Here is a 16378-nt window from a genome sequence, read left to right as displayed (position 1 = left end):
TCCCAGCCAGCATCTTGAATCTGATTTGCAGACCCTTGGGAATCCCCTTCGATTCAAGCCAAAATCATCCCGCTCTAGACGCTGCCCGCGCCGCCGCCAGCCGGCTGTTCTCGCTTGAATTCCGCTCCGTCTTCCTGAAGACGCTCGGATTGACCTTGCTGGCGCTGGTGGCGCTGTGGCTCGGCATCGAGAGCCTGCTCGAGTGGCTGGCCTGGCCGTGGCTGCAGACATTTGTGCCCGGGCTGCCCGCCTGGGCCGGCTGGCTCAGCGCCATCATCGCCGGCATTGTTCTGGCGGTCGGGATGGCGCTGCTCATCGCGCCGGTGACGGCAATCATTGCCGGCCTGTTCCTCGACGATGTCGCCGAGGTGGTCGAGCGCACCGATTACCCGAACGATCCGCCCGGACGTGCCGTCCCGGCGCTGCACGCGCTTGTGCTGGCAGTCAAATTCTTCGGCGTCGTCATCATCGGCAACATCGTCGCCTTGTTGCTGCTCCTGGTGCCGGGCATCAACATCGCCGCCTTCTTCATCGTCAATGGCTATCTGCTCGGACGCGAGTTCTTCGAATTCGCCGCCATGCGCTTCCGCCCCGAGGCCGAGGCCAAGGCGCTGCGCCGCAAATATGCCGGCACGGTGTTCCTGGCTGGACTGGTTATCGCCGTCTTCCTTGCCATGCCGCTGCTCAACCTTTTGACGCCGCTCTTTGCCGCCGCCATGATGGTGCATCTGCACAAGGCTGTGTCTGCGCGCGAACTGGTCTGACCTATTCGGCACCACCCTCGCGAAACAGCGCCTGCAGCTTGCCGAACGGCATGGCCGCGCGGGTAAAACCGAAAGTGCCGTCCTGCTGGATTTCGCGCGCCGCCGTTTCCAGCATGCCATAGGCGAAGTTCGTCAGCCACGGTCCAAGCGAGATGCGTTTGACGCCGGCCATGGCAAGGTCGGCGACGGTGAAGCCGGGTCGCGCCATGATGTTGACCGGCTTGGTCACCGCCGAACACACGGTCCGCACCGTGTCGACGTCGCCCAGGCCCGGCGCATAGAGCACGTCCGCTCCCGCCTTCTCGAAGGCCTGCAGCCGCTTGATCGTGTCGTCGAGATCGGTCTTGCCCCACAGGAAGTTTTCGGCCCGCGCGGTGAAGACGAAATCGTGCTTGAGCGCCCGGGCGGCCTCGACGGCCGCGGCGACGCGTTCGACGGCATGCGAGAACTCATAGATCGGGTTGTCGGGGTCGCCGGTATGGTCCTCGATGGAGCAGCCGGCAAGGCCGGCGGCCTCGGCCGCGAAGATGGTTTCGGCCGCCTGCTCGGGGCTGTCGCCCTTGCCGCGTTCGAGATCGGCCGAAACCGGCAGCTCGGTCGCCGCCGTTACCTCGCGGCAATGGTGGATCATGGCCTCGAACGTTACGGCGCCGTCAGGCAGGCCGCGCGAGAAGGCGAAACCGGCGCTGGTCGTGGCCAGCGCCTTGAAGCCGAAAGAGGTCAGAAGCTTCGTCGTGCCGACATCCCAGGGGTTGGGCATGACGAAAGTGGAGGCATGCAGATCGCGAAAAATCTTGCCCTTGTCCATGGCGGCTCCTCAATCATGAGAGGGGTTGTAGGGGGAATTTATCGCGGCCCGCCGGCCCGGGCAAACGAATGCGGTTGGTTCAGAAGCGTTCGGCGTTCTCTGCTGCCAATTTCTCGAAGGCGTCTGAATCCTTCACATAACGCGACTTGGCCTTGTCCCAACGATAGGTGACCGAGATGTCGCGCGAGGCGGCTTCGGCCGGCGGCTCCTCGCAGTTTTCGCCGCTCGGCACGGTGGCATCGGTCACCGTTGCCTTGATCGCCGCGTAGGGCTTTTCGTCACCGGACGCCTGGAAGGACAGGTCCTGCGTGCGCTTGTAGGCACAGACATTCTCGTCGAACGTGTCGATTTGATCGATCGGCTCGAAACGGTCGTCACGGACCAGGACCAGGATCGTGCTGACATAACCCTGGTTCGAATTGAAATGCGTGCTCATGGTGATGAGCGCATCGTCGCCGGGGCCGAGCGCGAGCTTGCCGGGATCGCGAAAATAGCTGCTCTGGTCGGTTCCGACATTGACCGCGTCGAGCAGCCTCGGCTTGCCTGAAAGATCGTAGAGCGCCAGCACCGCAAATCCTTCGGCGCTGTCTTGCGCCTGCCCGAGGTCGAAAAGCATGGTCAGCCGCTCCCTGCCGCCGGCCTTGATGGAAAGAACGGCGGCGTTCGGCAGGTTGATGGTCTCGGGCGGCGAGCCGCCCTCGTCGCCGCCAAGGATATGGCGCATCTCGATCGGCGCGCTTCCCTTGTAGAAACCGTCATCGCCGGCGGCGAGATCGGGGACGATCATCCTGGCAAGGTCGAGATAGGTGACGTCCTGATGCCCAGGAATGGCGCTGTTCAGCTCCGGAAAGCTGACGGCTTGCGCGTCCGCCGCCATCCACAGGCACGGCAGCAGCATGCACGCAAGCACGAGACGGGATAATACGGAATTCATGGAAAGCGCCCCTCGAAGGCGCTCACGCTAGAGCAATTCCAGGAAAAGTGTGAAGCGGTTTTCCGTCCGGAATTGCGAAAAAAAGAAGCAATTCCAGGAAAAGTGTGAAGCGGTTTTCCGTTCGGAATTGCGTAAAAAGAAGCAATTCCAGGAAAAGTGTGAAGCGGTTTTCCGTCCGGAATTGCGTAAAAAGAAATAGCTAGAGCAGCTCGGCGTTTCCATGAACGATGAGCTCCTCTGGCACGGATATTTGCGGCGCGCAGCCGGACGCTATCAGGGTATCGGCACCAGTTCCGCCAGTTCGCGCATGTCGTCGAAGAGGATGCCGCCGGCCGCGGCCAGGCCGTCTGGGTCGGAGAATGGATCCGCATGATAGGAGAACACGCGCATGCCGGCGGCAATGCCGGCCTGCGTGCCGGCGACGCTGTCCTCGATGACGATGCAGTCGGCCGGCGCAAAGCCCATCGTCTTGGCGGCATGAAGGAACAGGTCGGGGAACGGCTTGCCGCGTCCGACCATGGTGGAGGAGAACATTGCGTGCTCGAACAGCGGCAAAAGTCCGGTCTGGCCGAGCGTGATATGCATCTTGGAGACCCGCGCCGATGAAGCCACGCAATAGGCTATGTCGGCGGCGCGCACCTTGTCGATGAAGTCGCGGACGTGAGGGACCGCCTCGACGCCATGCGCGAACAGGTCCGGCAGGCCGGCGTTCCAGCGCTCGACGAAATCGGCGCCGAGCCTGACCGCGGTCGCCGCTTCGATCTCTTTCTGCACCGAAACCATGCTGCGGCCGGAAAAGTGCTTGCGGCAATATTCGAATGTGGTTTGAAAACCGGCCTCGGAAAGCCATTCCGCGAGGCGTTTGTTGGCAAGGTTCTCGGTGTCGACCAGAACCCCGTCGCAGTCGAAGATGACCAGCTCTGGAAGGGGCCTGAACATCAGGCCGTGCCGGTCGACCCGAAACCGCCGGCGCCGCGCGCTGTCCCGCCGGCGAGCGCTCGTTCCTCGACGGTGATTTGCGTTACCGCGGCGAACACGATCTGGGCGATGCGCATGCCGCGCGTCACGGCGAAATCCTCGTCGCCGAGGTTGATCAGCAGCACCTTCACCTCGCCGCGATAGTCGCTGTCGACGGTGCCGGGCGTGTTGAGGACGGTCAGGCCATGCTTGAAGGCGAGGCCGGAACGCGGCCGCACCTGGCCTTCCATGCCCTCCGGGATTTCCAGGATCAGCCCGGTTGGCACCAGCGCGCGTTTTCCCGGCAGGATCAGCAGCGGCCGGTCTTCCGGCACCGCGGCGCGCAGGTCCATGCCGGCCGCGCCCGTGCTTTCATAGGCAGGCAACGGCAGGCCTTCGCCGTGCGGAAGCCTGACGAAACCGACGGTGGGGCCGATGACGGAGGAAGGATAGACAGCGGTGCGCATGAGCCCATTCCTATCGTCGCGAATGGCGATTCGGTCAACTCGGCGGCAAGCCTATCAACGGCTTTCTTTGCATGCGGTTCCGCCGGTTTCAGCGCAGCTCCACCGGAACCACCGTCGTCTCCTTGATCTCTTCCATGACGAAGGAAGCCGACACATCCGACAGCGGCACCTTGGCGATAAGCCGCTGGTAGAGCCGGTCATAGGCTTTGACGTCGGCGACGCGGGCGCGCAGCACATAGTCGAGATCGCCCGACATGCGATAGACGCCGGTGATCTCGGCAAAGCCCGTCACCGCCGCCCGGAACCTCTGCAGCCAGTCCGGATCGTGATTGGAGGTTCGGATTAGGATGAACACCGAAAGCCCGAGCCCAAGCTTGTCGGCATCGACCAGCGCCACGCGCCCGGTGATGACGCCGTCCTCCTCCAGCCGCTTGACGCGACGCCAGCAGGCGTTGCGCGACAGCGCCACGCGCTCCGACAGCTGGTCGACGGAAAGCGTGCCGTCGCGCTGCAGCTCCGCCAGCAATCTTCGATCAATTGCATCGGGTTCAAAGGGCATCTTGGGACAAATGTCCCAAAAATGGCTTTAACGCAAGGACAATTTGAGACCTGTGAACCTGCGACCCATGGCAGGCTGCTCGGCATCGGGGCTTATCCCGGCAGGAGGGATCACCATGATGACACGGCTCACGGCGCTCTTCACGTCACACCCGGCCAAGGTGGGCGAGACCTATTTCGGCCACATGGCCTTTGCCGCCTGGTTCTGTTCCCGCCTGTCGATGGCCGCAGGCGCCGCGTTCGTTCACGCTTTCTTGCCATTTCTGTTCGAAACTACCGCGAGCCGAATCGTTCGCGAGCTCTATGAGCGCACGCACAACAGAGGCGCGCATGCGGTGAAGGAGCCGGCGAGGACTCTCATGGACCGCGCCTGATGGATGGTGGAATGCGATGTGCCGGTGGGCGGCCTATCTCGGTGAAGCGGTCTTCCTGGAAGACATCATCACCGCGCCCTGCCACTCGCTGATAGTCCAAAGCCATTGCGCCCAAGAGGCGAAGTCGCCGACCAATGGCGACGGCTTCGGTCTTGCCTGGTATGGCGACCGGCTTGAGCCCGGCCTTTATCGCGACATCCTGCCTGCCTGGTCCGATCCCAACCTGAAGAGCCTATGCCGGCAAATCAAGTCCGGCCTCTTCCTCGCCCATGTCCGTGCATCGACCGGCGGCGCCACCAGCCGCATGAATTGCCATCCCTTCGTCTCCGGGCGCTGGTCGTTCATGCATAACGGCCAGATTGGCGGCTTCGAAAAAATCCGCCGCGCGCTGGAGAATTCGCTCTCCGACGAAGTCTTCGACCAGCGCGAAGGGACGACCGATTCCGAACTCTTTTTTCTCCTGATGATCGACGAGGGTCTGTCCACTGACCCGCATGGCGCGGTGTCGCGCGCCACCTGCCGCGTGCTGGACGCCTCGCGCCGCGCCGGCATCGAGCCGTCCCTGAAACTCACCGCCGCTTTTTCCGACGGGCAGGCGCTCCACGCCGTGCGCTACGCCACCGACGGCCACGCGCCGACGCTCTATACCGGCGCCTTCGCCAGAAGCGCCGGCCGCTGCATCGTCTCGGAACCGTTCGACCGCGAAGGCGGCGAGTGGCGGGCGATCCCGCCGTCAAGCTTCGTCACCATGACAACGGACGGCACCAGCGTTCGGCCGTTTGCGCCTGCGGTCGCCCGATTGGCAATGGCCATGTGATTCCAAAATTCGGCTGCGTTGCGGTACAGCGCCGGCCGCTTCCGGCCCAGCCGGCGCAATTTCGATCAAGCACGGCCATGCTTCCGATGTTGAACTCGGCTTGAAACCGCATCGAAACCCGCCATGTTGATGGCGGTGCCTGGCAGCCGGAGCCTGTCATGGATGTTCCCTTCACCTCCACCGTCGAGCTCGCAGCCGCGATTGCCGAGCGCAAGATCTCGGCAGTCGAGGCGCTCGACGCGCACCTCGCTCAAGTCGATCGGCACAACGAGGCAGTCAACGCCGTCGTCACCCTCGGCCGCGACGAGGCACGTGAGCGCGCCAGGCAGGCCGATGCGGCACTGGCGCACGGCGACACGCCCGGCCCGCTGCATGGTGTGCCGTTCACCTTGAAGGACGCGCACGAGACGGCGGGCATGAGGACCACCGCCGGCTTCCCGCCCTTTGCCGGTTATGTGCCGGGGAGCGACAGTCCCGTCGTCGCCCGGTTGAAAGCCGCCGGCGGCGTGCTCACGGCCAAAACCAATGTCGCCACCATGCTGGGCGACTGGCAATCGGATAATCCGCTGTTCGGCCGCACCAATAATCCATGGGCCCTCGATCGCACGGCGGGCGGCTCCAGCGGCGGTGCTGCTGCAGCCGTGGCTGCGGGCATGACGCCCTTCGAGGTCGGCACCGACATGCAGGATTCCATACGCCTGCCGGCCGCCTTTTGCGGCGTCTATGGCCTGAAGCCGACCGAGCACCGCGTTTCGCTGGAGGGTGCCTTTCCCGATCCGGGCGGCGTTCCGCGCAGCGTCCGCTTGATGTCCTGTGTTGGGCCGATTGCCCGCAATCTTGAGGACCTGGCGCTGATCTATCGGATCATTGCCGGACCCGACGGAGCCGACACCGATCTGGCGCCGGTGCCGGTCGATCCGGTGCCGAAGCTTGAGCTGAAATCGCTGCGCATAGCCTTTGCCAGCACCTTCCCCGGCTTTCCGGCGGCGGCGGAGATCGGCGCCGCAGTCGAAAGACTGGCTGCCGGGCTCGCGTCCGCCGGTGCACGCGTCGAGGAAGCAAGTCTGCCGAAGCTCGACCTGCATGACGATCTCGCCGAGAGCGGCAAGCTGATCGGCATGATGCTGGAGGCTGCGCAACCGGAACCGCCGGCAGAGCCGACCCCGGTATCACAGTGGTTCGCCGCGCTAGCCCGCCGCGACCGGTCGATCCTTGCCTGGGAACGTTTCTTCGAAAGCTGCGACGCCTTGCTTTGTCCGGCCGCAATGACCACGGCCTTTGCGCACTGCAAGCCGGGCAGCCCGCTTGAGGTCGACGGCAAGGACGAGAACTACTGGATGCTGCCGGCCTATGGTGCGATCTTCAACTATTCAGGCCACCCGGCACTCGCAGTCCCTTGCGGACAGGACGGCAATGGCTTGCCCATCGGTCTGCAGCTCGTCGGCAAGCGCTGGTCGGAAGCGCGCCTGCTCGGCATTGCCTCGGCGATCGCGCCGCTCACCGGCGGTTTTCGCAGGCCGCCGGGCTACTGAGCGAAGCGCGACAGCGCATAGGGCGCGAGCAGCGCATCGCGCTCGCCGTCGAGGATTTCGCGGGCGGCGAAGAGGCCGACCGCCGGCGCCAGCGTGATGCCGGAATGGGTGACGGCGATGTAGACGCCGCCGACGCCGTCGGCGCGGCTGACGATCGGAAAGCCGTCGGCCGGGGTGGGGCGGTAGCCGACTGTGTGGAAATCGAGCTCCAGCCCGTCAGCACCGCGCAGCATGGCTTTCGTCGCTTCGAAAAGCTCGCGCGCGGTGGCTTCCGGATTCTCACCCGGATCGCCGCCGCCGAAATCCGAGCCGGCGATGATGCGTCCCTCGGCCGTCTGGCGCATATGCAGCGTCTCGGCCAGCACCAGCCCGTTGAGCAATTTCTTGTAAGGGCGCGAATGGACGATCAGGCCCGGCGGCGTCTCGATCGGCAGCTTTATGCCGGCCGTTGCTGCAATAGCCAGCGCGCCGGCGCCCGCGGCGACCACCACTTCGTCGGCGGTGATGGTTTCGCTCGAAACGACGACGCCGGTGACTTTGCTGCCGGACAGCGCCAGCGTTTGGACGGTCCCGGTGACGATCCGGGCGCCGCGCCGCTCGGCATCCGCCAGCAGCGCCCTTGTAGTGGTCACCGGCTCGGCCACGCCTTCCTCGGCAACGTAGAGGGCGAAATCGGGAAGCTCAGCTAGATTGGGCTCGATGCGCGCCGCCTGGTCGCGGCCGACCCGCTCGATGCCGTAGCCCCAGGACGAATGCTCGGCTGCATAGGCTTCGAGCCTGTCCGCCGGCAGGTCCCAGCACAGGCCGCCGCACCAGGCGAGCGGAATAGCCGGCACATCTCCCGCCAGCCGCGTCCACTCGGCCATGGCGCGGGTGCGCAGGCGGAAATAGGTCTCGGGGTTGCCCCAGCTTGCATTGATCCAGGCGAAGGAATTCGGCGTTGCCACACCGCCCGCGCCGCTGTCCGAGATCACGGTCACCCGCACGCCGGCTTTTGCCAGATGCCAGCCGATAGAGGCGCCGACGATGCCGGCGCCGATGACGATGACTTGTTTGGCCACGATATCTTCCTCTCCTCGGCGCCACGTTCCGGACCTCTCCAACTGCCATTTGCCGCAGTCCTTGCCAATGCAAAAATTTCGTCACTTGACATCAATACGTACGTACGTATTATTTCGCCATGGCTAGACAATCGCTTCGCGAAAACCTTCTCGATGCCGGTTTCCGGACAATCTGGAACTCCGGTTACACCGCAGCCGGCGTCCGCGACATCGTTACCGCAGCCGGCGCCAGACCTGGTTCTTTCACCAACCATTTTGCCTCCAAGGAGGAGTTTGCCGGCGAGGTGCTGGAGCGCTACTTCGGCTATGTCAGCGGGCTGGTCGAAAAGGCGCTGGCACGCGACGGCACGCCGCCCGCCGGCAGGCTCCGCCGCTATCTCGATATCATCACCTCGAAGCTCGAAGCGCATGAATGGGCGCGCGGCTGCATGATCGGCAATCTCAGCCTCGAGACGGCAGTTCACAGCGAGCCGCTCAGGCTGCGGCTGGTCGACATTTTCGAGCGTTGGCGCAAGCCTTTCGCCGAATGCATCGCCGAAGGCCAGGCTGCCGGCGACATCACCGATGCCTTTGAAGCCGAGGACCTTGCCGACTTCTTCTTGAGCTCCTGGCAGGGCGCCATGCTGCGCATGAAGGTCGAGCGCAATCCGGAGCCGCTCGAGCGGTTCAAGAACATCATCTTCAGCACCGTGTTTGGGAAGGAGACAGCGTGATGAATTCGAAGATCGACGGACAGCAGAGCAGCGGCACCGCTTTACGGCGTTCACAGGTTGCCGTGCTCGATTCCACCATGTCCTGGCTGGAGGCCGGCGCGACCGGTCCGGCCGTGCTGTTCCTCCACGGCAACCCGACTTCCTCCTACATATGGCGCAACATCATTCCGCATGTCGCGCCATTCGGCCGCTGCATCGCGCCGGACCTGATCGGCTATGGTCAGTCGGGCAAGCCCGAAATCGACTATCGCTTCTTTGATCACGTTCGCTACCTCGATGCCTTCCTTGAGACGCTCGACATCAAGGATCTGGTGATCATCGCCCAGGATTGGGGCACCGCACTTGCATTCCATCTCGCGGCACGGCGCCCGCAACGCGTGTTGGGTCTGGCCTTCATGGAATTCATCCGGCCCTTCGAGCGCTGGGAGGATTTTCACCAGCGCCCGCAGGCGCGCGAGCTGTTCAAGGCGCTGCGCACGCCGGGCGTCGGCGAAAAACTGGTGCTGGAGGACAATGTGTTCGTCGAAAAGGTGCTTCCAGCTTCTGTGTTGCGGCCGATGGGCGAGGAGGAGATGGCGGCCTACCGCGCACCGTTCTTGACAGCCCAGTCGCGCAAGCCGGTGCTACGCCTGCCAAGGGAGTTGCCGATCGAGGGCGAGCCCGCCGATGTTGCCGCCATCAGCGAGCACGACCACCGGGCGCTGCGGCTTTCCTCCTATCCGAAACTGCTGTTCGCGGGCGATCCCGGCGCCCTGATCTCGCCGCAGGCGGCACAGGACTTCGCCGCGGGACTGAAGAACTGCCGGTTCATCAATTTAGGCCCAGGCGCCCACTACCTGCAGGAAGACCACCCGGATGCCATCGGTGCAGCCATCGCCGGCTGGCTGGCGGAGATCGCGGGAGCAGAAAGCATGGCCGAACTGGCCTGAACCGGGGCAAGGCCCGACGTGTTTTCCGCCGATGTCGACAGGCCGGCTTGGCGCTGGTAGAAGCGCCGCCTGTCACACGGAACGCATGGAAGAAATGCCCGAGACCATTCCCGAAGAGGTATCGCGCCGCCGCACCTTCGCGATCATCGCCCACCCCGACGCCGGCAAGACCACGCTCACCGAGAAGCTGCTTCTGTTCGGTGGCGCCATTCAGCTTGCCGGCGAGGTCAAGGCCAAGAAGGACCGCATCCAGACCCGGTCGGACTGGATGAAGATCGAGCGCGAGCGCGGCATCTCGGTCGTCACCTCGGTGATGACTTTCGAGTATGGCGACAACGTTTTCAACCTGCTCGACACACCCGGCCACGAGGATTTCGCCGACGACACCTACCGCACGCTGTCGGCGGTGGACTCGGCGGTCATGGTCATCGACGCCGCCAAGGGCATCGAGCCGCGCACGCTGAAGCTGTTCGAGGTCTGCCGGCTGCGCGATATCCCGATCATCACCTTCGTCAATAAGATGGATCGCGAGAGCCGCGATCCCTTCGAGATACTCGACGAAATCGAGCAGAAGCTGGCGCTGGACACCGCACCCATCACCTGGCCGATCGGTCGCGGCAAGACTTTTTGCGGCACCTATCATCTGGCGCAGAATGCCATACGCCGGAGCGATGACGAGAAGGAGCGCACGCCGGTCCACGGTCCGGATTCCAACCGTGTCGCCGGACTACTGCCCGAAAACGAGCGCAACGACTTCATCGAGGAGCTGGAGCTCGCGCGGGAAGCTTGCCGACCGCTCGATATCGATGCATTCCGCGAAGGCCATCTGACGCCGGTCTATTTCGGCTCGGCGCTGCGCAATTTCGGCGTGCGCGATCTCATCGAGGCGCTCGGCGCCTTCGGGCCGCCGCCGCGCGCGCAGGAAGCCGATGAACGAACGGTCGAGGCGACCGAGGAGAAGATGACCTCCTTCGTCTTCAAGATCCAGGCCAACATGGACCCCAACCACCGCGACCGCATCGCCTTCGTCCGCGTCTGCTCGGGCAAGCTCGAGCGCGGCATGAAGGCCAGGCTGGTGCGCACCGGCAAGCCGATGAGCCTGTCGGCGCCGCAGTTCTTCTTCGCCCGCACCCGCGTCACCGCCGACGAAGCCTTCGCCGGCGACGTCGTCGGCATTCCCAACCACGGCACGCTGCGCATCGGCGATACGCTGACCGAGGGCGAGGAGATCCTGTTCCGCGGCGTGCCGAACTTCGCGCCGGAAATCCTGCGCCGGGTGCGCCTCGGCGACGCCATGAAGGCCAAGAAGCTGAAGGAAGCGCTGCACCAGATGGCCGAGGAAGGCGTCGTGCAGCTTTTCTCGCCGGAGGACGGCTCGCCGGCGATCGTCGGCGTCGTCGGCGCACTGCAGCTCGACGTGTTGAAGGAGCGGCTGAACATCGAATACACGCTGCCCGTCGATTTCGAGATGTCGCGCTTTTCCGTCTGTCGCTGGATTTCGGCCGACGACAAGGCGGACGTGCAGCGCTTCATCGAAGCGCATCGCGGCGACATTGCCCGCGACCTCGACAACGATCCGGTGTTCCTCGCCCAGCACGCGTTTTCGCTGAACTACGAGGCTGAGCGCTGGAAAGCGATCCGCTTCACCGCCGTCAAGGATTACCAGGTCCGCGACAAGGCGGCGTAGCGCTGTTTTCCCTTCCCCCTTGTGGGGGAAGGTGGCCTCGCGAAGCGAGGTCGGATGAGGGGTGTTCCAGGGAAAGCAAACGTCTCACTCCGCTGGAGCACCCCTCATCCGTCTCGGCGCTGGCGCGCCGATCCACCTTCTCCCACAAGGGGAGAAGGGGAAAGTCGCTCTCACCCCTTCGCCGCTTCCTCGATCTTGGCGATGTCGATCTTGCCCATCTGCATCATCGCCGACATGACGCGACCGGCCTTGGCCCTGTCCGGGTCCTGAAGCAGGCGCGGCAACTGCTCCGGCACGACCTGCCAGGAGACACCGAACTTGTCCTTCAGCCAGCTGCACGGGCCGGCCTCGCCGCCCTCGGTGAGCCTCTCCCAGAAATAGTCGACCTCTTCCTGCGTCTTGCAGTCGATCGACTGCGACATCGCCTCGTTGAACTTGAAGTTGGGGCCGCCATTGAGCGCCTGGAACGGCACGCCGTCGAGTTCGAATGAAGTCATCAGCACTTTGCCCTCATCGGCGTGACCCTTGGGCCAACGCAAAACGCTCAGCACCTTCGAATTCTTGAAGATGGAGATGTAGTAATTCATCGCCTCCTCCGCCTGGCCGTCGAACCATAGGCAGGTGGTGATCTTTTGCATGGGTCTGCTCCTCGGACTGTTCAGGTTGGTTCCATCTTCAACGGCCCGTTGTCGATCTGGTGGTGTTTCCGCGCCGTCTGCCTCAAGGACGGACGGGGAAAGTGCGATCCGACAGCGATTTTCAAATTTTCCCGAAGAATCGTGGCGCAGCGCAAAACTGTGGCAAGGCCGGACCTTGGTCGCTATAACCGGCGCCGACTAAGATACAGTGTCGTCGCGCCATGCTCAGCGCGGCCAGCCAGCAAGGACAATCCGATGCCTGCCTATCGCTCCCGCACCACCACCCATGGCCGCAACATGGCCGGCGCCCGCGGCCTGTGGCGCGCCACAGGCATGAAGGATTCGGATTTCGGCAAGCCGATCATCGCGGTGGTCAATTCCTTCACCCAGTTCGTGCCGGGTCACGTGCATCTGAAGGATCTCGGCCAGCTTGTCGCCCGCGAGATCGAGAAGGCCAGCGGCGTCGCCAAGGAGTTCAACACCATCGCCGTCGACGACGGCATCGCCATGGGCCACGACGGCATGCTCTATTCGCTGCCGTCGCGCGAGCTGATCGCCGATTCCGTCGAATACATGGTCAACGCGCATTGCGCCGACGCCATGGTCTGCATCTCCAATTGCGACAAGATCACGCCCGGCATGCTGATGGCCTCGTTGCGCCTCAACATCCCCACCGTCTTCGTCTCAGGCGGGCCGATGGAAGCCGGCAAGGTGGTTCTGGCCGGCAAGGCTCAGGCGCTCGACCTCGTCGATGCCATGGTTGCCGCCGCCGACGACCGCATTTCGGACGAGGACGTCAAGGTCATCGAGCGCTCGGCCTGCCCGACCTGCGGCTCGTGCTCCGGCATGTTCACCGCGAACTCGATGAACTGCCTGACCGAGGCGCTCGGCCTCTCGCTGCCCGGCAACGGCTCGACCTTGGCCACCCATGCCGACCGCAAACGCCTGTTCGTCGAGGCCGGCCATCTGATCGTCGATCTCGCGCAGCGCTACTACGAGCAGGACGACGAGACGGCACTGCCGCGCAGCATTGCCTCCAAGGGTGCCTTCGAGAACGCCATGGCGCTCGACATCGCCATGGGCGGCTCGACCAACACGGTTCTGCACATCCTTGCCGCCGCGCACGAGGGCGAGGTCGACTTCACCATGGAGGACATCGACCGGCTGTCGCGCAAAGTGCCGGTGCTGTGCAAGGTCGCGCCGGCCAAGGCCGACGTGCACATGGAGGATGTCCACCGCGCGGGTGGCATCATGGCCATTCTCGGCCAGCTCGACCAGGCCGAGCTGATCAACCGCGATCTGCCGACCGTCCACTCGGCCACGCTCGGCGAGGCGCTCGATCATTGGGACATCGCCCGCACCTCCGCCGCGAATGTGCGCGAGTTCTTCCGCGCCGCGCCCGGCGGCGTGCCGACGCAGGTCGCCTTCAGCCAGGACCGCCGCTGGGATGATCTCGACATGAACCGCGAGACGGGCGTCATCCGCTCGGCCAAGACGCCTTTCTCGAAGGACGGCGGCCTCGCCGTGCTGAAAGGCAATCTGGCGCTCGACGGCTGCATCGTGAAGACCGCCGGCGTCGACGAGTCGATCCTGAAATTCACCGGCCCCGCGCGGGTGTTCGAGAGTCAGGACGCGAGCGTCAAGGCGATCCTCGGCAACGAGATCAAGGCGGGCGACATCGTCGTCATCCGCTATGAAGGGCCGCGCGGCGGCCCCGGCATGCAGGAGATGCTCTATCCGACCAGCTATCTGAAGTCGAAGGGCCTCGGCAAGGCCTGCGCGCTGATCACCGACGGCCGCTTCTCCGGCGGCACGTCGGGTCTGTCGATCGGCCATGTCTCGCCCGAAGCCGCCGAAGGCGGGCTGATCGGCCTGGTCGAGGAAGGCGACACGATCGAGATCGACATACCGAACCGCAAGATCCATCTCGCCGTCGGCGAAGCCGAGCTCGAGGCGCGCCGCGCGGCGATGGCGGCAAAGGGCGCGGATGCCTGGAAGCCGACGGAAAAGCGCAAGCGCAAGGTGACGACGGCGCTGCGCGCCTACGCCGCCTACGCCACCAGCGCCGACAAAGGCGCGGTAAGGAAAGTGCCGGAGTAAGGCAGGCTCCCCTTCCCCTTGTGGGAGAAGGTGGATCGGCGCGTAGCGCCGAGACGGATGAGGGGTGTTCCAGCTTGGCGATGCGCTTGAAATTGCCGCCGCCTCACTCCGTCCAACACCCCTCATCCGTCGCCTTCGGCGACACCTTCTCCCACAAGGGGAGAAGGAAGAGGCGCCCTAAGGCATCAACTGATATTCATAGAGCTTTTGATAGAGCCCGCCCTGCTTGAGCAGGGTCTTGTGCTCACCGCTCTCCATCACCTTGCCGTCTTCCAGCACAACGATCGTGTCGGACTGATGCACCGTCGACAGCCGGTGCGCGATGACGATCGTCGTGCGTCCGGCGGTGAGCTGCTGCAGCGCGTCGCGGAACAGCGCTTCCGACTCGGCGTCGAGCGCGCTGGTAGCCTCGTCGAGCAGCAGGATCTCGGCGTTGCGCAGCATGGCGCGCGCGATCGAGATGCGCTGGCGCTGGCCGCCCGAAAGCAGCGAGCCGTTCTCGCCGACCTCCGTCTCGTAGCCCTTGGCCATGGCGCTGATGAAATCGTGCGCGTTGGCGGCCTTGGCTGCGGCGATGACCTCTTCGTCGGTCGCATCCTGACGCCCAAGGCGGATATTGTGCATGATCGTACCGGCAAACAGGAACGTGTCCTGGCTGACATAGGCGATCTTTTCCCTGAGCGAGCCGAGTGTGGCGTAGGAGATATCCTGGCCGTCGAACGTCACCTTGCCACTCTGCGGGTCGTACATGCGCATGATAAGGTTGAGAATCGTCGACTTGCCGCTGCCCGAAGGCCCGACCAGCGCCGTCATCTTGCCGGCTGCCAGCGTCAGGTTGAAGCCTTCGAACACCGGCGGGCTTTCGGGATAGGCGAAGCTGACATTGTCGAAGCGGATTTCGCCCGGGCCTGGCTGCAGCGGCCTGGCGTCGGGCTTTTCGGTGAGCGTCAGCGGCCGGTCGGCCAGCTGGAACATCATGCGCACGCCGACGATGCCGGTCTCCAGCGAAATGCGCACGCGCGCCAGGCGTTTTGCCGGCTCATAAGCGAGCAGCAGCGCTGCGATGAAGGCCATGATGTTGCCCGGCATCTGGCCGCCCTCCAGAACCAGGAAGCCGCTGACCAGCACGGCGCCGGCGATCGCTAGCCCGGCAAGCGTTTCCATCACCGGGCTGGTGGCCGCTTCGAGCGTGGCGATGTTGTTGGCGCGGTTCTGCACGTCCGACACCGCCTTGTACATGCGCTTGCGCATCGCGCCTTCGAGATTGAAGGATTTGACGACGCGCACGCCGATCGCCGTTTCCTGCATCACATGCACGATCTGGCCGAGCGAGCGGAACTCCATCTGGGCGATCTTGCGCACGCGCTTCAGAATGCGGTTGACGCCGTAGATCGCCACCGGTCCGACGACGAAGCAGATCAGCGACAGCGCCGGCTGCTGCCAGACCATGACCAGCACCAGCACGATCAGCGTCACCAGGTCGCGCACATAGGACGTGACGACGAGGTCGAGCACGCTGCGCGCCGCCTGGGCATTGTTGGTCATGCGGGTGATCAGGTCGGACGACGAGGTCGAATGGTAGAATTCGATGCCTTGCGCCAGGATCCGGTCATAGATCTTGCGCTGCCGGTCGGCGATGATGGCGTTGCCGACCCGGCTCATGAAATAGGCCTGGACGAAATTGGCCACGCCCTTGAGCAGGAAGATGACCGCGACCCCGCCCGCAATCAGGTTGATGCGGTCGATCCGCTTGTAGATCACGAATTCGTTGGTGATCTCGCGCAAGATCCAGGCGCTGGCGCCCGTCATGGCGGCCACGACCAGCATCGACACTATGGCCGCGCCATAGCCGAATTTGTGCTCCCGGAAGGATTCCCTCACCAGCCTCGCGACGAGGCGCTGGTTCTCCGTCGAGCGGAAGAAGCGAAACAAACGGCTTATCCCATGTGAATTTCGGATTCGCCACGAAGGCGAGAGGCGGCTTATAGAGCGAGTTGTCGCCGGAGGAAACCTTTCGCCGACGGGGAAGAAAAGGCTGC

At 64.2% G+C, this 16378-nt stretch carries 16 protein-coding genes; 8 read left to right on the top strand and 8 right to left on the bottom strand.

Going from position 1 to position 16378, the window contains the following annotated elements; translation table 11 throughout:
- Positions 1-104: 104 nt before the first annotated feature.
- On the top strand, positions 105-764 hold the full coding sequence (locus P9236_RS25200; RefSeq protein WP_278077351.1) for a sulfate transporter family protein: 660 nt from the start codon (positions 105-107) through the stop codon (positions 762-764).
- A gap of 1 nt (position 765) precedes the next feature.
- Here the strand turns inward: P9236_RS25200 and P9236_RS25195 are convergent, their stop codons facing one another.
- The 5 genes from P9236_RS25195 to P9236_RS25175 all read right to left on the bottom strand — a co-directional run bounded on the left by P9236_RS25195 (position 766) and on the right by P9236_RS25175 (position 4489).
- Positions 766-1572 carry an oxaloacetate decarboxylase gene (locus tag P9236_RS25195; protein WP_278077345.1) on the bottom strand — a complete coding sequence of 269 codons (807 nt, stop codon included), beginning with the start codon at positions 1570-1572 and terminating at the stop codon, positions 766-768.
- 79 nt (positions 1573-1651) lie between these two features.
- Positions 1652-2506, bottom strand: coding sequence for a hypothetical protein (locus tag P9236_RS25190; RefSeq protein ID WP_278077344.1), 855 nt, complete (start codon positions 2504-2506; stop codon positions 1652-1654).
- Between the two features lie 273 nt (positions 2507-2779).
- Positions 2780-3445 carry an HAD family phosphatase gene (locus P9236_RS25185; protein ID WP_278077343.1) on the bottom strand — a complete coding sequence of 222 codons (666 nt, stop codon included), beginning with the start codon at positions 3443-3445 and terminating at the stop codon, positions 2780-2782.
- Complete coding sequence (dut, locus tag P9236_RS25180) at positions 3445-3930, bottom strand: dUTP diphosphatase (RefSeq protein WP_278077342.1); 486 nt, start codon at positions 3928-3930, stop codon at positions 3445-3447. Before dut ends, P9236_RS25185 begins: the two co-directional genes overlap by 1 nt.
- Before the next feature lie 88 nt (positions 3931-4018).
- Positions 4019-4489 carry an Lrp/AsnC family transcriptional regulator gene (locus P9236_RS25175; protein WP_278077341.1) on the bottom strand — a complete coding sequence of 157 codons (471 nt, stop codon included), beginning with the start codon at positions 4487-4489 and terminating at the stop codon, positions 4019-4021.
- Between the two features lie 115 nt (positions 4490-4604).
- Between P9236_RS25175 and P9236_RS25170 the strand changes: the two genes are divergently transcribed.
- From P9236_RS25170 to P9236_RS25160, 3 genes are all read left to right on the top strand, one after another.
- A complete protein-coding gene (locus P9236_RS25170; RefSeq protein WP_278077340.1) occupies positions 4605-4862 on the top strand; it encodes a DUF6356 family protein in 258 nt (85 codons plus the stop codon).
- A gap of 16 nt (positions 4863-4878) precedes the next feature.
- Positions 4879-5679, top strand: a complete 801-nt coding sequence (locus P9236_RS25165; protein WP_278077339.1) for a class II glutamine amidotransferase — start codon at positions 4879-4881, stop codon at positions 5677-5679.
- A 158-nt stretch (positions 5680-5837) separates the two neighbouring features.
- Positions 5838-7211, top strand: coding sequence for an amidase (locus P9236_RS25160; RefSeq protein ID WP_278077338.1), 1374 nt, complete (start codon positions 5838-5840; stop codon positions 7209-7211).
- Here P9236_RS25160 and P9236_RS25155 read toward each other — a convergent pair.
- Positions 7205-8272, bottom strand: a complete 1068-nt coding sequence (locus P9236_RS25155) for an FAD-binding oxidoreductase (protein ID WP_278077337.1) — start codon at positions 8270-8272, stop codon at positions 7205-7207. The two genes, P9236_RS25160 and P9236_RS25155, sit on opposite strands and share 7 nt — an antisense overlap.
- A 119-nt stretch (positions 8273-8391) precedes the next feature.
- Between P9236_RS25155 and P9236_RS25150 the strand changes: the two genes are divergently transcribed.
- From P9236_RS25150 to P9236_RS25140, 3 genes are all read left to right on the top strand, one after another.
- Entirely contained in the window at positions 8392-8985 is a 594-nt protein-coding gene (locus P9236_RS25150; protein ID WP_278077336.1) for a TetR/AcrR family transcriptional regulator, read from the top strand.
- Positions 8985-9914, top strand: coding sequence for a haloalkane dehalogenase (locus P9236_RS25145; RefSeq protein WP_278077335.1), 930 nt, complete (start codon positions 8985-8987; stop codon positions 9912-9914). Before P9236_RS25150 ends, P9236_RS25145 begins: the two co-directional genes overlap by 1 nt.
- Positions 9915-10008: 94 nt before the next feature.
- A complete protein-coding gene (locus P9236_RS25140) occupies positions 10009-11601 on the top strand; it encodes a peptide chain release factor 3 (protein WP_278077350.1) in 1593 nt (530 codons plus the stop codon).
- A gap of 170 nt (positions 11602-11771) precedes the next feature.
- Here P9236_RS25140 and P9236_RS25135 read toward each other — a convergent pair whose 3' ends face one another.
- Positions 11772-12239: a VOC family protein gene (locus tag P9236_RS25135; protein ID WP_278077334.1), complete on the bottom strand. Its 468-nt coding sequence runs from the start codon at positions 12237-12239 to the stop codon at positions 11772-11774.
- Positions 12240-12494: 255 nt separating this feature from the next.
- Here P9236_RS25135 and ilvD point away from each other — a divergent pair, with 255 nt between their 5' ends.
- Positions 12495-14339, top strand: coding sequence for a dihydroxy-acid dehydratase (ilvD, locus tag P9236_RS25130; protein WP_278077333.1), 1845 nt, complete (start codon positions 12495-12497; stop codon positions 14337-14339).
- Between the two features lie 177 nt (positions 14340-14516).
- Here the strand turns inward: ilvD and P9236_RS25125 are convergent, their stop codons facing one another.
- Positions 14517-16271, bottom strand: a complete 1755-nt coding sequence (locus P9236_RS25125) for an ABC transporter ATP-binding protein (RefSeq protein WP_278077332.1) — start codon at positions 16269-16271, stop codon at positions 14517-14519.
- Positions 16272-16378: the final 107 nt, after the last annotated feature.

It is taken from the genome of Mesorhizobium sp. WSM4884, assembly GCF_029625675.1.
In the GTDB taxonomy this organism is placed as follows: Bacteria; Pseudomonadota; Alphaproteobacteria; order Rhizobiales; family Rhizobiaceae; genus Mesorhizobium.
Note: the sequence above shows the minus strand (reverse complement) of the source record. Positions and strands in the feature narration are given on the sequence as shown.